This is a genomic window from Arsenophonus endosymbiont of Crataerina pallida, from assembly GCF_964020125.1.
GTDB classification, from domain to species: Bacteria; Pseudomonadota; Gammaproteobacteria; order Enterobacterales; family Enterobacteriaceae; genus Arsenophonus; species Arsenophonus nilaparvatae.
The window spans coordinates 2,662,161-2,677,724 of record NZ_OZ026540.1 but is presented as its reverse complement, the minus strand read 5'-3'; the positions used below and the strand labels follow the sequence as shown (position 1 = coordinate 2,677,724).

Annotated in this window: 10 protein-coding genes and 1 pseudogene; 9 read left to right on the top strand and 2 right to left on the bottom strand. The window is 37.9% G+C overall.

The window, feature by feature from the left end; all coding sequences use genetic code 11:
• Window positions 1–161: 161 nt before the first annotated feature.
• From nadC to acnB, 6 genes and pseudogenes are all read left to right on the top strand, one after another.
• Window positions 162–1,025, top strand: a pseudogene (gene nadC / locus AACL31_RS14400) (carboxylating nicotinate-nucleotide diphosphorylase); the annotation flags it as partial.
• 510 nt (window positions 1,026–1,535) lie between these two features.
• Window positions 1,536–2,306 (top strand): pyruvate dehydrogenase complex transcriptional repressor PdhR, encoded by a 771-nt coding sequence (gene pdhR / locus AACL31_RS14395; RefSeq protein ID WP_310511606.1) that lies wholly within the window; start codon window positions 1,536–1,538, stop codon window positions 2,304–2,306.
• Between the two features lie 166 nt (window positions 2,307–2,472).
• A complete protein-coding gene (gene aceE / locus AACL31_RS14390) occupies window positions 2,473–5,136 on the top strand; it encodes a pyruvate dehydrogenase (acetyl-transferring), homodimeric type (protein ID WP_310511607.1) in 2,664 nt (887 codons plus the stop codon).
• Between the two features lie 12 nt (window positions 5,137–5,148).
• The gene (aceF, locus tag AACL31_RS14385; protein WP_310511608.1) at window positions 5,149–6,768 is read left to right on the top strand and encodes a pyruvate dehydrogenase complex dihydrolipoyllysine-residue acetyltransferase; all 1,620 of its coding nucleotides are present in this window, start codon (window positions 5,149–5,151) and stop codon (window positions 6,766–6,768) included.
• A gap of 203 nt (window positions 6,769–6,971) precedes the next feature.
• Window positions 6,972–8,396 (top strand): dihydrolipoyl dehydrogenase, encoded by a 1,425-nt coding sequence (gene lpdA, locus AACL31_RS14380; protein ID WP_310511632.1) that lies wholly within the window; start codon window positions 6,972–6,974, stop codon window positions 8,394–8,396.
• Window positions 8,397–8,852: 456 nt separating this feature from the next.
• Window positions 8,853–11,423, top strand: coding sequence for a bifunctional aconitate hydratase 2/2-methylisocitrate dehydratase (gene acnB / locus AACL31_RS14375; protein ID WP_339053302.1), 2,571 nt, complete (start codon window positions 8,853–8,855; stop codon window positions 11,421–11,423).
• A 174-nt stretch (window positions 11,424–11,597) separates the two neighbouring features.
• On the opposite strand, the gene AACL31_RS14370 is transcribed toward acnB, so the two are convergent.
• Window positions 11,598–11,948 carry a hypothetical protein gene (locus AACL31_RS14370; RefSeq protein WP_310511610.1) on the bottom strand — a complete coding sequence of 117 codons (351 nt, stop codon included), beginning with the start codon at window positions 11,946–11,948 and terminating at the stop codon, window positions 11,598–11,600.
• A gap of 363 nt (window positions 11,949–12,311) precedes the next feature.
• On the opposite strand from AACL31_RS14370, the gene AACL31_RS14365 reads away from it, so the two are divergent.
• From AACL31_RS14365 to AACL31_RS14355, 3 genes are all read left to right on the top strand, one after another.
• On the top strand, window positions 12,312–12,683 hold the full coding sequence (locus AACL31_RS14365) for a YacL family protein (protein ID WP_310511611.1): 372 nt from the start codon (window positions 12,312–12,314) through the stop codon (window positions 12,681–12,683).
• Between the two features lie 103 nt (window positions 12,684–12,786).
• On the top strand, window positions 12,787–13,638 hold the full coding sequence (mscS, locus tag AACL31_RS14360) for a small-conductance mechanosensitive channel MscS (RefSeq protein WP_310511612.1): 852 nt from the start codon (window positions 12,787–12,789) through the stop codon (window positions 13,636–13,638).
• Between the two features lie 216 nt (window positions 13,639–13,854).
• A complete protein-coding gene (locus tag AACL31_RS14355; RefSeq protein ID WP_310511613.1) occupies window positions 13,855–14,580 on the top strand; it encodes an oxidative stress defense protein in 726 nt (241 codons plus the stop codon).
• Here AACL31_RS14355 and AACL31_RS14350 read toward each other — a convergent pair.
• Window positions 14,577–15,497, bottom strand: a complete 921-nt coding sequence (locus AACL31_RS14350) for a LysR family transcriptional regulator ArgP (protein WP_310511633.1) — start codon at window positions 15,495–15,497, stop codon at window positions 14,577–14,579. The genes AACL31_RS14355 and AACL31_RS14350 overlap by 4 nt on opposite strands.
• Window positions 15,498–15,564: the final 67 nt, after the last annotated feature.

The window sequence follows — 15,564 nt, the reverse complement described above, 5'->3', positions numbered from 1 at the left end:
TTAGATTTTATAGGTTGTAGTAACGTGTTGGATTGATGTAAGTTAATGAAAAAATTTACTAGAGATATTTATGCAATACCGTGGAGTAATAGTTCAAAATAATTTATTACTGTAAATATTAAGGAGTTGTAATGGTGTTTATCACTCATGATGTTGAGTGACGTAAGGAAAAATTATTAGAACGTTTACATCAAGATATTCCAGCTAATGTTACTTTCGCATTACAGGAGGATTTAGGTGGAAATATAAATATAGACAGTGATATTAGTGGACAATTGCTGACAAAAAATCAGTTGGCTACTGCTAAAATAATTACCCGGGAAGATGGTATATTTTGTGGAATGCGTTGGGTAGAGCAGATATTTCAGCAACTTGATCAATCTGTTCAGCTTAAATGGCAGGTCCGTGATGGCGACAAAATTAAATCTGGCCAGATTCTTTGTACTATCGAAGGTGATGCCCATATACTGTTGCTTGCTGAAAGGGTTGCACTTAATTTTCTACAAACTTTATCAGGGGTTGCTACCAAAACAGCTCATTATGTTGAGATATTACAAGGCACAGAAGTAAAGTTATTAGATACGCGTAAGACCATTCCTGGTTTAAGGAGCGCGCTCAAATATGCAGTACTTTGTGGAGGTGGTTTTAATCACAGGCTAGGTTTATTTGATGCTTATTTAATTAAAGAAAACCATATTATTGCAGCAGGGAATATTACTTTAGCAATTAAGAAAGCGCGTTTAGCGCATACAAATGTTCCTATCGAGGTTGAAGTTGAAAATATAAATGAATTGATTGAAGCAATTGAAGCAAAAGCAGATATTGTTATGTTAGATAATTTTACTATCTCTATGATGCAAGAAGCGGTAATGATTGCTCAGGGAAAAGTGGCTCTCGAAGTATCGGGCAATATTACACTGAAAACATTAAAAGAGTATGCAAAGACAGGGGTAGATTATATTTCTGTTGGTGCATTAACTAAAAATATTACAGCAATAGATCTTTCTATGAGATTTCATGAATAGTTGAATAATACTACTAAATATTATAACTATTTATTCAATCAACATATTGATATAAAAGAAACTTTATTAATTAAATTTTTTTTAATTATTTTAGATATTTTGAAAAATTAAGGATATTTTTAATATCAACTTTATCAATCGTTTTCACTGAAAACCATTAATGTTATTTATAATAAAATTGTTATGTTCTTAACTGCTGGATTGAATATTAATTCATTTATATTGATTAATAATTTAATTAAAGGTAAATAGTAACGTTTCAGTTGATTAATTATATGTATAAAAAAATTAACATCGTTGCTAAAAAACAAATTAAAACTATCATTTATTTTTAATTTTTAAAAATCCTTATCAAAAAATGCGACTTTCTTAAGGTTAAATATAAGCTCTTATGGACAGTTGGTGAATACTTTGTTACTTTATGTACATCTAGGATAAATTGGTATTACCAATTGACTTTGGTAGTGTTAAATAAGTATTTACGCAAAATATAAGTGGCCTATTGTAAATATGGTTTATAGCAAAATTCGCCAACCTAAATTATCTGATGTCATTGAACAGCGCCTTGAGCATTTAATCCTTGAAGGAATATTGCGCCCCGGAGAAAAATTGCTACCTGAACGTGAGTTGGCTAAGCAATTTGATGTTTCTCGGCCCTCTTTGCGTGAGGCGATTCAGAGGCTTGAAGCAAAAGGTTTTCTTCTTCGCCGACAAGGAGGGGGGACGTTCGTCCAAACAAATCTATGGCAAAGCTTTAGTGATCCGCTTACCCAGTTATTATCTGGGCATATGGAATCACAATTTGATCTTTTAGAAACACGTCACGCACTTGAAGGTATTGCTGCTTATTATGCTGCTTTAAGAGGAACCGATGAGGATCTGGCTCGAATTAAGATCAGTCATTTACAAATTCAGGATATTGAAGAGCGTGGGGATGTTAATGCTGAAGTTGAGGCTGTTTTGCAATATCAGCTGGTTGTTACCGAAGCGGCTCATAATGTGGTATTACTTCATATACTTCGTTGTATGGTTCCATTGTTAGAGCAGAATATTAGACAAAATTTTGAGTGCTTATATACCCGTAAAGAAATGCACGCAGCAGTAAGTAAACATAGAACTCAAATTTTTGAAGCTATTATCGCACGTGAACCTGAAAAATCACAGGAAGCTTCACATCGTCATTTAGCATTTATTGAGGAGATTTTGCTGGACATCAGTCGTGAGCATACACGTCGTGAGCGTTCTTTACGTCGAATACAACAATATCAAAATTTAATTTAGTAGTGCAGATTTTTTTGTTGCTGCGTCTGCATTACCGCTCTGATTTATTAGAGACAAAGTTGCGGCAATAGTGACTATCTTTTGTTCTTCTTTCTGGTTTAGTAAATATGTTCAAAAGATGGCTCAGTAACTACATTAGAAACAGATAATAGATAAGGAATAGACCATGTCAGATATGTCGAAGAATGACGTGGATCCGATCGAAACTCGCGACTGGTTACAGGCGATCGAATCGGTCATCCGTGAAGAAGGTGTTGATCGTGCTCAGTATCTTATTGATCAAGTATTACAACAAGCACGCAAGGGCGGCGTTAATATCGCAGCTGGTTCTGGAAACTGTGATTATATCAACACTATTTCCGTAGAGGATGAGCCTGATTATCCAGGCAACATGGATTTAGAGCGTCGTATTCGCTCTGCGATTCGTTGGAATGCTGTAATGGCAGTTTTACGAGCTTCTAAAAAAGATCTGGAGTTAGGTGGTCATATGGCATCTTTCCAGTCTTCTGCAACTTTATATGAAGTCTGTTTTAATCACTTCTTCCAGGCAAAAAACAATAAAAATGGTGGAGATTTAGTTTATTTCCAAGGACATATTTCGCCTGGTATTTATGCACGCGCATTTTTGGAAGGTCGTCTCACTGAAGAGCAAATGGACAATTTCCGGCAAGAAATTGGTGGCAAAGGTCTTTCCTCTTATCCTCATCCTAAATTGATGCCTGAATTTTGGCAATTTCCTACGGTGTCGATGGGATTAGGTCCAATAGGTGCTATTTATCAAGCAAAATTCTTAAAATACTTACAACACAGAGGTTTAAAGGATACCGCAGATCAGACAGTTTATGCTTTCCTTGGTGACGGTGAAATGGATGAACCTGAATCTAAAGGTGCTATCACGATTGCGACTCGTGAAAAGTTAGATAACCTGGTTTTTGTGATCAACTGTAACTTACAACGCCTTGATGGGCCAGTTACTGGTAATGGTAAGATTGTTAATGAATTAGAAGGTATCTTTAGCGGTGCTGGATGGCAGGTCATTAAAGTCCTGTGGGGTGGCCGATGGGATGAATTATTGCGTAAGGATACTTCAGGTAAACTAATTCAATTGATGAATGAAACTTTGGATGGTGATTATCAAACATTTAAGTCTAAAGATGGCGCTTATGTTCGTGAACACTTCTTCAATCGTTACCCTGAGACAAGTGCACTAGTCAAGGATATGACCGATGATGAAATCTGGTCGTTAAACCGTGGTGGTCATGATCCGAAAAAAGTTTATGCCGCTTTTAAAAAAGCGCAAGACACTAAAGGCAAGCCAACAGTCATTTTAGCTCAAACAGTTAAAGGCTACGGCATGGGCGATACTGCTGAAGGTAAAAATATTGCCCATCAGGTGAAAAAAATGAACCTGGAAGGGGTTCGTTATTTCCGTGATCGCTTTAATGTGCCGGTAGCAGATGATCAAGTAGAAAAATTACCTTTTATTACTTTTAAAGAAGATTCAGCTGAATATAAATATCTGCATGAGCGTCGTCAGGCATTAGGTGGATATTTACCTGCACGAAATCCTACATTTGATGAAAAATTGGATATTCCTAGCCTAGAAGATTTTGGCCAATTATTAGCAGAGCAAAATAAAGAGATCTCTACTACGATCGCATTTGTACGTGCTTTGAATGTAATGTTAAAAAATAACTCAATTAAAGATCGTCTAGTGCCAATTATTGCTGATGAAGCACGTACTTTTGGTATGGAAGGTTTATTCCGTCAAATTGGGATCTATAGTCCAAATGGACAACAGTACACCCCTCAAGATCGTGAACAAGTTGCTTACTACAAAGAAGACGAAAAAGGTCAAATTCTTCAAGAAGGCATCAACGAATTGGGTGCCGGCGCTTCTTGGTTAGCTGCTGCTACATCATATAGCACAAATAATCTGCCGATGATCCCATTTTATATTTATTACTCCATGTTCGGCTTTCAGCGGATTGGTGATCTGTTATGGGCAGCTGGAGACCAGCAAGCGCGTGGCTTCCTAATTGGCGGAACCTCAGGACGTACCACATTGAATGGTGAAGGCTTGCAGCATGAAGATGGCCATAGCCATATCCAGTCACTAACCATACCTAACTGTATCTCTTATGATCCAGCTTATGCTTATGAAGTTGCTGTTATTATGCATGATGGTTTAGTTCGTATGTATGGTGAGAAACAAGAAAATGTTTACTACTATATTACTACCTTGAACGAAAATTATCATATGCCAGCGATGCCTACTGGTGTTGAGGAAGGTATTCGTAAAGGTATCTATAAACTGGAGTCACTAAAAGGCGAAAAAGGCAAAATTCAATTGTTGGGATCGGGTTCAATGATGCGTCATGTTTGCGAAGCTGCAAAAATTTTGTCTAGTGAGTATGGTATTGCTTCCGATGTTTATAGTGTAACGTCATTTACCGAATTAGCTTGTGAAGGACAGGATTGTGAGCGTTGGAATATGTTACATCCATCTGATAAACCTCGTGTACCTTATGTTGCTCAAATCATGAATGATGCGCCGGCAGTTGCATCAACAGATTATATGAAATTATTTGCAGAACAAATTCGTTCCTACATTCCTGCAAGTGATTATCGTGTTTTGGGTACTGATGGTTTTGGTCGTTCAGATAGCCGTGAAAACCTCCGTCATCATTTTGAGGTTGATACTTCCTATGTGGTAGTAGCAGCGTTGGGTGAATTAGCGAAACGTGGTGAAATGGATATAAAATTGGTGAATGAAGCCATTAAAAAATACAACATCAACCCAGAAAAAATTAACCCGCGTTTGGCATAAGAGGTAAAATCAATGTCTATTGAAATTAACGTTCCTGATATTGGTGCAGATGAAGTTGAAGTTACCGAAATTATGGTAAAAGTGGGCGACAAAGTTGATGTTGAGCAGTCGTTAATTACCGTAGAAGGTGAAAAGGCGTCAATGGAAGTTCCGTCACCACAGGCTGGGGTTGTGAAAGAAATTAAAGTCGCAGTTGGTGACAAAGTCGCAACCGGTAAGTTGATTATGGTTTTTGATACAGCGGAAAAAGTAACAGAAGCTAGCGCTAAAACAACCTCTGATGCAAACACGGATAAAGCAGATAGCAAAGATGTGGGTCAAGCAAAAAGTGAATTAACGGAAGTTATTGTACCGGATATTGGTAATGATGAAGTTGAAGTTACGGATATAATGGTTAACGTTGGTGATAAAATCTCCGTTGAGCAATCGCTAATTACTGTAGAAGGTGAAAAGGCATCGATGGAAGTGCCAGCGCCTTTTGCCGGCGAAGTTAAAGAGATCAAAATTGCTAAAGGCGATAAAGTTAAAACCGGTTCACTAATTATGATTTTTGCGGTTGATGCCACCGCAGCTTCGCCAGCTGCCAGTGCGGAAACTAGCAGCGCTGAAATAGCGAAAAAATCAGAGGCCTCGCCTTCTGAACCCCCTCAAGTCTCATCTACAGCACAGGCAAGTAATGTTTCTGAGACTAAAAGTGAATTTATTGAAAATGATGCGTATGTGCATGCAACACCGCTTATTCGCCGTTTAGCGCGTGAATTTGGTGTTAATTTGGCTAAGGTAAATGGAACAGGGCGTAAAGGTCGCATTCTGCGTGAGGACGTTCAGACTTATGTCAAAGAGGCGGTAAAACGTTCTGAAGCTGGAGCGACTACTGCGGGTGGTTTGCCAGGCATGTTACCATGGCCAAAAGTTGATTTTAGTAAATTTGGTGAAGTTGAAGAAGTTGAACTCGGCCGCATTCAAAAGATATCTAGCGCTAATTTGAGTCGTAACTGGGTAATGATCCCGCATGTGACTGTCATGGAAGATGCTGATATTACCGAAGTAGAAGCTTTCCGTAAGCAGCAAAATAAAGAGATGGAAAAGTTGCAAACGGGAGTAAAAATTACACCATTAGTTTTTGTCATGAAAGCGGTTGCTCGAGCATTAGAAGAAATGCCTCGTTTCAATAGTTCAATTTCTGCCGATGCTCAGCGATTAACATTGAAAAAATATGTTCATATTGGTATTGCCGTTGATACCCCAAATGGTTTGGTTGTGCCTGTTATTCGCGATGTTAATAAGAAAGGTATTATCGAGCTTTCCAAAGAATTGATGGAAGTATCGAAGAAAGCACGTGCCGGCAAGTTGACCGCGTCTGATATGCAAGGTGGCAGCTTTACTATTTCTAGCTTAGGTGGTATCGGTACAACGAGTTTTACACCAATTATTAATGCGCCAGAAGTGGCTATTATGGGGCTATCTCGCTCATCTATGAAGCCAGTATGGAATGGCAGTGAATTTATTTCACGTCTGATATTACCTATGTCACTCTCCTTTGATCATCGTGTCATCGATGGTGCAGACGGCGCTCGTTTTGTCACTCGTATTGCACAGTTAATGAGTGATATTCGCCGTTTGGTTATGTAATTTATAGACCGACTGAATGTCGGTCTGTTTTATTATTAGTAATTACAGAATTTTTTCTAATTCGTCCTATAGGTTGAGAGTTATGTCACGTTAGAGCACTTTCAAGGATGTTAACAATTCTGTAAACTGCCTATAGTACACACGTCTCGGTGGTTATAAATTTTTTCGTCTGACCCGCCGGACAACAAAAGTAAGAGGTCATGATGAGTACTGAAATTAAAACCCAAGTAGTGGTTCTAGGAGCGGGACCTGCGGGTTATTCAGCAGCTTTTCGCTGTGCAGATCTTGGTTTAGAAACGGTTTTAGTCGAGCGTTATGAGACATTAGGCGGCGTTTGCCTTAATGTCGGTTGTATTCCTTCCAAAGCATTATTGCATGTTGCAAAAGTTATTGAAGAAGCAAAGGCATTGGCGGCACATGGGATCGTATTTGGCGAACCGAAAACAGATATTGATAAAGTACGGCTGTGGAAAGAAAAGGTTATTGGCCAATTAACAACTGGTTTGGCCGGGATGGCAAAAGGTCGTAAAGTTAAAGTTGTTAATGGATTAGGTAAATTTACCGGTGCTAATACATTGGTTGTTGAAGGTAAAAAAGAAACAACAACCATAAACTTTGATAATGCTATTATTGCTGCAGGTTCACGTCCGATCCAGCTTCCATTTATTCCTCATGACGACCCGCGAGTATGGGATTCTACTGATGCTTTGCAACTAACAAAAGTACCCAAGCGTATGTTAGTGATGGGCGGCGGTATCATCGGTTTAGAAATGGGTACTGTTTATCATGCATTAGGATCGGAAATTGATGTGGTTGAAATGTTCGATCAGGTTATTCCTGCAGCAGATAAGGACATTGTTAAGCTTTTTACTAAACAGATAAGTAAGAAGTTTAATTTAATGCTCGAGACGAAAGTGACTGCGGTGGAAGCCAAAAAAGATGGTATCTATGTAACGATGGAAGGCAAGAAGGCACCGGCCAAACCACAATGTTATGATGCTGTTTTAGTGGCAATTGGTCGTGTACCGAATGGCAAATTAATTGATGCGGGTAAAGCTGGAGTAGAAGTGGATGAGCGAGGTTTTATCCACACAGATAAACAGATGCGTACCAATGTGCCCCATATTTATGCGATTGGTGACATTGTCGGTCAGCCAATGCTGGCTCATAAAGGTGTTCATGAAGGCCATGTGGCGGCTGAAGTGATTTCTGGTTTGAAACACTATTTTGATCCAAAAGTCATTCCTTCAATTGCTTATACTGAGCCTGAATTTGCTTGGGTTGGTTTGACGGAAAAAGAAGCTAAAGAAAAAGGTATCAGTTATGAAGTAGCCACTTTCCCATGGGCTGCTTCTGGTCGTGCTATTGCATCTGATTGTTCAGAGGGTATGACTAAGCTTATTTTTGATAAGGAAACCCACCGCGTTATTGGCGGGGCGGTTGTCGGTGTTAATGGTGGCGAATTACTAGGTGAAATTGGCTTAGCAATTGAAATGGGGTGTGATGCAGAAGACATTGCATTGACTATTCATGCTCACCCGACATTATACGAATCAATCGGTATGGCAGCTGAAGTATTTGAGGGAAGTATTACTGATTTGCCTAATCCAAAAGCAAAGAAAAAGTAATTTATTTTATTCTCGTAAAATAAATTTGTTGTAAGCATTATTCGACTTATTACTAGCTCCTTTATTTGATTTAAATAAGGGAGCTATTTTTTGCTTGAAAAGTAAGAATAATATTTTATTCAATTGAAATGTTTATTATTTAATAAAATTAACTAGTTATTGCAATTTTTTATAAAAAACAAACCATTTTTGCTACTAATGGATAAAATTTTTTACCTAGAATAGCAATACATGAGATCAAAAAACTGCAGCAATATTTATTGACTCTGATGAATGTTGGAGGTATGTAAATAAATTAACAGTATAATTAAATTCTGTTATTCTGGATGTTCCATACTGGGCATAATTGATAGAAGTAAAATTATGTTAAGCCAATTCCTCTGACCAGGCCCTTCATTTTCTATTTGAGATGTAGACAGCCAGGTATATAAATTAAAATCAATTGAGGAGAACGTCGTGCTAAAAGAGTACCGTGAGCATGTAGCTGAACGTGCAGCACAAGGAATAATACCCAAGCCACTAAATGCTACCCAAGTTGCTAAATTAGTTGAACTAATAAAAACCCCACCTGAAACTGAAAAAAATTTCCTATTAAATCTGTTAAGTAATCGTATTCCTCCTGGTGTTGATGAAGCTGCTTACGTGAAAGCTGACTTCTTAGCTGCTATTACTAAAGGAAAAACATATTCCCCTTTACTTACACCAGCAAAAGCGACAGAGTTATTAGGCACTATGCAGGGTGGCTATAATATCTCTCCATTAATTGATGCGCTGGATGATGAACAGTTGGCACCAATAGCAGCCAAAGCATTGTCCCATACTTTGTTAATGTTTGATAACTTCTATGACGTAGAAGAAAAAGCAAATATGGGCAACCAATATGCGCGCCAAGTTATAGATTCATGGGCAAATGCCGAATGGTTTCTTGATAAACCTGCATTAGCAGAGAAACTGACTGTAACTGTCTTTAAGGTAACGGGGGAAACCAATACTGATGATTTATCACCGGCACCTGATGCCTGGTCACGACCAGATATTCCGTTACATGCACAGGCAATGCTTAAAAATAACCGTGATGGAATTATACCCGATGAGCTTGGTGTCATTGGGCCTATCAAACAGATTGAAACATTGTGTAAAAAGGGGTTTCCATTAGCTTATGTTGGTGATGTTGTCGGTACAGGCTCTTCGCGAAAATCAGCAGCCAACTCAGTAATATGGTTTATGGGCAAAGATATTCCTTTTGTACCAAATAAACGTAATGGCGGCGTTGTTTTGGGTGGAAAAATTGCACCAATATTTTTTAATACGATGCAAGATGCGGGCGCCCTGCCGATTGAAGTTGATGTGACTTTACTGAATATGGGAGATGTGATTGATATTTATCCCTATAAAGGAGAAATCCGCTGTCATGCCACTAATGCCTTATTAACAACCTTTGCATTAAAAACCGACGTTTTACTTGATGAAGTTCGAGCCGGCGGGCGGATTGCGCTGATTATAGGTCGTGGACTGACAGCACGAGCGCGGGAGTCTTTGGGCTTGCCTGCGATTGAAGTATTTCGCCAGGTAAAATCAGTTATACAAAGTGACCGAGGTTTTACCCTGGCACAAAAAATGGTTGGTCGTGCTTGTAATAAGCTTGGAATTCGTCCTGGTGAATATTGTGAACCGAAGATGACGTCGGTTGGTTCGCAGGACACTACAGGACCAATGACCCGAGATGAGCTTAAGGATTTAGCTTGTTTAGGTTTTTCAGCCGATTTGGTTATGCAGTCATTTTGTCATACTGCCGCTTATCCAAAGCCTATCGATGTAACCACCCATGATACTTTACCTGATTTTGTTATGGATCGTGGCGGTGTTTCTTTGCGTCCCGGTGATGGTATTATTCATTCTTGGTTAAACAGGATGTTGTTGCCGGATACAGTGGGAACGGGTGGTGATTCACACACGCGTTTTCCTATCGGTATTTCATTTCCTGCTGGTTCCGGATTAGTTGCTTTTGCTGCGGCGACCGGTGTTATGCCTTTAGATATGCCTGAATCGGTATTAGTCCGCTTTAAAGGTCAAATGCAGCTAGGTATTACTTTACGTGATTTAGTTCATGCTATCCCTTACTATGCGATCCAACAGGATTTATTGACGGTCGAAAAGCGAGGTAAGAAAAATATTTTCTCAGGCCGAATATTAGAAATTGAAGGCTTACCCCAATTAAAAGTTGAACAAGCGTTTGAATTAGCGGATGCCTCGGCAGAACGCTCAGCTGCGGGTTGTACTATCAAGTTAGATAAAGAGCCCATTATCGAATATCTACAATCTAACATTGTATTATTGAAATGGATGATTGCGAATGGATATGGTGATCGCCGTACTCTCGAACGTCGCATTAGTTCAATGAATAAATGGTTGACTGATCCGCAACTATTAACGGCTGATGCTGATGCAGATTATGCAGCAGTTATTGAAATTAATTTAAATGAAATAATCGAGCCCATTTTATGTGCACCAAATGATCCAGATGATGCACGTTTATTATCTTCCGTGGCGAATGAAAAAATTGATGAGGCTTTCATTGGCTCCTGTATGACTAATATTGGTCATTTCCGTGCAGCAGGTGAGCTTCTAGAGCAATATAAAGGGCAAATCCCCACTCGTTTATGGGTTGCTCCGCCAACTAAAATGGATGCTGCTAAGCTAATCGAAGAAGGTTATTACAATATTTTTAGTAAAAGTGGGGCACGGATTGAAATTCCTGGTTGCTCACTATGTATGGGTAATCAGGCTCGTGTTATGGATGGAGCAACCGTGGTTTCGACCTCTACCCGTAATTTCCCTAATCGACTAGGAACTGGCGCAAGGGTTTTTCTTACTTCAGCAGAGTTGGCAGCAGTTGCTTCATTATTGGGATACTTACCAACGGTGGAAGAGTATCTGCAATTGATTAATGGCATGGGAAATAAGAGTCAAAATATATACCAATACTTAAATTTTGACTTACTACCTCAATATACAAAAAAAGCATAAACAATAATTTTCCAGTCAGCTGTTTAAAGTAATAATTTTTCATATACCCTATTTCTTGCTGTAATTAATCAGAGATAGGGTATAGCGCTAGATTCATTTATCTGCTATCTGAAAAACTTATGTCTCTTTAGGATTTGTATTTATTATTTACCAGACAACTTCAGATTAGATCTGTTAAAGGGAATTAAAAAAGCGATCAAAATTTGCTTTTATATAAGTAAGTTGTGCATTAAATGCTGTTTTAATTAGATCTTTTTGACTGCTGTTAAGGTTTTCTTTTTTCAATTTTAAAAAAGAATCTTGCATTAATTGAACCGTTACATCGTATGATTTCTGAAATGCTGTTATAGAATTATTTTTATCAGTATTAGCCGCTTCTATTACCAGTTTTTCAAAAACAAGATCGGCTATGTCACGAATATTCTGGATTTCTTCATTATTAATTTTTCCATCCTTATAGGCTTCGTTTATATATATTTCATTTATAACTTTATATAATTTATCATTAATTTCTTTTGTATCCATAAATTAAATCCTTTATTAAAAAAAATATAATCCATATTTAGAGAATAACAATTATTCAGCTATATCAAGAAAAAAATAGTTTTTGAACAGACTTAACTAAAGCTTACACATTTAGAAGTATAGCTACAACAGAGTAAGGCTATAAACCCTCTTAAAAATGGCATTGTTACATAAAACTAACTAAGTCGGGCCTCTTTAGTGGCTGAAACGATATTGCTTATTAATTGCCAATTTTTAAATAGCCACCTCTATATGTAATAGGGTATTTATATTATTGCTGAAATAAAGTATTTTTATGGTAATGATAATATTTGGGCTGATATAAATAAAAAATACACTCGAGGAACAGGACGGAGATCAGGTATGGATTATGAATTTCAACAGGATGCCACTGGCCATATCATAGCTCGATTTTCAATGGATCATGAAACAATTGGTTATTGGTTGAATGAGGAAATTAAAGGTGATTTATGTCAGTTAGAGCAGATTCAGACAGGTTATCATTCTATTAAGGGCAGTGGGCGTCAATGGAAAAAAATTGGACGTGAATTTACATTGTTCATGGATGATAAAGAGATCATGATACGAGCTAACCAGTTACATTTTCAAACAGAAGATTTAGAAGAAGGGATGTGTTATTACGATAACGAAAGTATTGCATTTTGTGGTTTAGATGATTTTATTAAAATGCTGGAAAACTATCGTAACTTTATTTTATTAAACATTATCGATTAAAAGATAACAAAATCGCTGTTTTATTTTGTCAATGTTATATCTAAGATTATACAGTTTCGGATATATGATTAGTAATTGATTTATTTTCTCGAGGGGGATTGAGATGGATGAAAATGGTGTGGTAGAAACGATCGATCAGGCAAAGAGTTGGCTTATTAATCATCAGGATTTGTTAATTCAGTATGCGGTAAGTATCGTTTTTGCATTAGTTATTTTATTTGCTGGTTTGATTGTTGCTAAATGGATCAGTCACATCACTAATCGATTAATGTCATTACGCGGTATAGATAAGACGGTCAGAGATTTTTTATCAGCAATTGTTCGTTATGGCATTGTTGCATTTACCTTAATAGCAGTATTAAGTAAGTTAGGTGTGCAAACTGCCTCCGTTATTGCTGTTTTAGGTGCTGCCGGTTTGGCGATTGGTTTAGCTTTACAGGGTTCTTTATCTAATTTTGCTGCTGGTGTGTTATTGGTTATTTTTAGGCCATTGCGAGCTGGAGAATATGTTATTTTAGGTGCAGTGGAAGGAACCGTTGAGCATGTCCAGATTTTTTCAACTTCATTACGTACGGCTGATGATCGCATTGTTGTTATACCCAATAGCAAAGTGATTAACGACAATATTATAAACACTTCTCGTGAACCTAATCGGCGTACTCAAATTATGGTGGGTGTCGCCTATAATGCGGATATTGATAAGGTTAAAAAAGTGTTAGGTGATGTTATTGCGGCAGATGAGCGTATTCAGCATGATAAAGGTGTTACTATCCGTTTACATGAAATGGCGCCTTCTTCTCTTAATTTTGTCGTACGTGTTTGGACGACTAATGCTGATGGATGGAATGTCTATTGGGACTTGATGGAAAATTTTAAAAAACAGTTAGATGAACATAATATTGGCATACCTTTTCCACAAATGGATGTTCATTTATATCAAACCAAAAATAGCTAACCAATTATTTTGGTGTGGATTAGCTTTCACACCAATATTTTTTATCGGTTAGTAAAATCTCGCTATTTAAACTTGCATTAGTTAGCGTTGATTAAAATTATTCATTATGATTAATCTTCCCATTATGCTTTTTAATATTCTATTATGTTAAGAATAAACGATTATTGGCTAGCAAATAGTCTATCTAGAGTTGATTAATTATGTGCAGGAGGTCTCGTGAAGCTTAGTTCGATTATATTTTTAGCGATGATGTCAGTCAGTTCATTACCATTACTTGCTCAATCTAACTCCTTATCTAATGGGCCACATATTGTGACATCAGGTAATGCAACGATTAAAGCCACACCAGATATGGTCACTTTACTAATTAATGTTGCTGTAACTGAAAAAAATGCTGCCTCAGCTAAAACGGCGGTTGACGCACGTGTTAAGCAATATTTTGACTTTCTCAAGGATAAAGGGATAGAAAGTAGCGATATCAATGCGGCAAATATCACGACTCAACCGAAATATGAATATGATAAAAGCGCCGAAAAATCTAAAATAGTCGGTTATACTGCAGAACGTTCAGTAGAAGTTAAACTATATAAACTAGATCAATTGAATACTTTATTGGATGGTGCCTTAGCAGCTGGTTTAAATGAAATTAATTCGGTGCAATTTGGTGTTAAGCATCCTAAACACTATCGTGATGAAGCTCGTAATAAAGCAATTGACAATGCTAAAGCGCAAGCAGAAGCGTTAGCAGCAGGATTTAATGTTAAATTAGGCAAAGTTTATAGTATTAATTATCGAGCACCTGATGCAACCCCTTATCCAATGCCAAGAATGAAGGCTATGAACCAAATGGTGGCTGCTGCCAGTGATAGCAATCAAACTTATGAACAACAGAGCATTGATTTTACCGATCAAGTTGATGTTGTTTTTGAATTGAAACGTTAATTGTTATTTGCCACATTATCATTATCTGCTTGTTTTAATATCTGACGTCCAGTTTTTACCAGGGCGTCAGTTACCTTTCTCATTGTCCTGCTTTCAGGCGAAAAGCGGTGCCAGTATAGCATTCTACGCTGACATAGTCCGGGCGTGAGGTCGACTAGTTCACCTGAATTTAATTCATCAATAATTTGTAAATGTGGGATCATACAACAGGTTGAGCCTTGCTTAGCAAGTTGAACAAATGCCTCTGATGAATTCACAATATGGCAAGGAACACTACCCGGAGATAGGTTAAAATTCTGTTGCACAAAAGCTTGATGCATATCATCTAGATGATCAAAAGCGACAGCAGGTGCTCTTAACAGTGAGGCTTTTGTTACCCCGGTAGGGAAATAACGCTCAGCAAAAGTCGGTGAGGACACAAATAAATAATCCAGTGCACCCAATTTATCTACCAGGCAGCCAGGTAAAGGCTCTGGTTGAATACTAATCGCGCCAACGACCTCTCCTCTACGTAGCAGCTCTTGAGTCCGGGTTTCATCTTCGACTTGAATATTAAGGCGAATAGGGCTGTCATGTAGTACTGGATTAAGAGCCGGCAGGAACCAGGTTGCTAAACTATCAGCATTGACTGCCACTGATAGTAACAACGGGGTTGTGCCATTACTTTCGTCACCAAGCCATTGCTCTTCTAGTAATTCCACTTGATGTAATAGCGCGAGTAGTTTTTGTCCTTGCTCAGTCGGTTGAGGAGGGATAGTCCTCACTAATAATGGTTGACCAAATAGGTTTTCAAGTTGCTTAATTCGTTGGGAAACGGCAGATTGAGTGATACATAACTTTTGCGCAGCGCGCTCAAAGCCGCGTTCACGGATCACAGTATCCAATGCTTGTAGTGCTCGATAGTCAGGGCGTTTAATCACGAAAAAATCTCTTTAAAATTCAATTCAGATGTTATTCTATATCTTACTATGCAATATTTTTCCA

Coding starts and splice junctions, on each gene's coding strand:
- pdhR (WP_310511606.1), top strand. CDS start 1,536: ATGGTTTATAGCAAAATTCGCCAACCTAAATTATCTGATGTCATTGAA.
- aceE (WP_310511607.1), top strand. CDS start 2,473: ATGTCAGATATGTCGAAGAATGACGTGGATCCGATCGAAACTCGCGAC.
- aceF (WP_310511608.1), top strand. CDS start 5,149: ATGTCTATTGAAATTAACGTTCCTGATATTGGTGCAGATGAAGTTGAA.
- lpdA (WP_310511632.1), top strand. CDS start 6,972: ATGAGTACTGAAATTAAAACCCAAGTAGTGGTTCTAGGAGCGGGACCT.
- AACL31_RS14370 (WP_310511610.1), bottom strand. CDS start 11,948: ATGGATACAAAAGAAATTAATGATAAATTATATAAAGTTATAAATGAA.
- AACL31_RS14365 (WP_310511611.1), top strand. CDS start 12,312: ATGGATTATGAATTTCAACAGGATGCCACTGGCCATATCATAGCTCGA.
- mscS (WP_310511612.1), top strand. CDS start 12,787: ATGGATGAAAATGGTGTGGTAGAAACGATCGATCAGGCAAAGAGTTGG.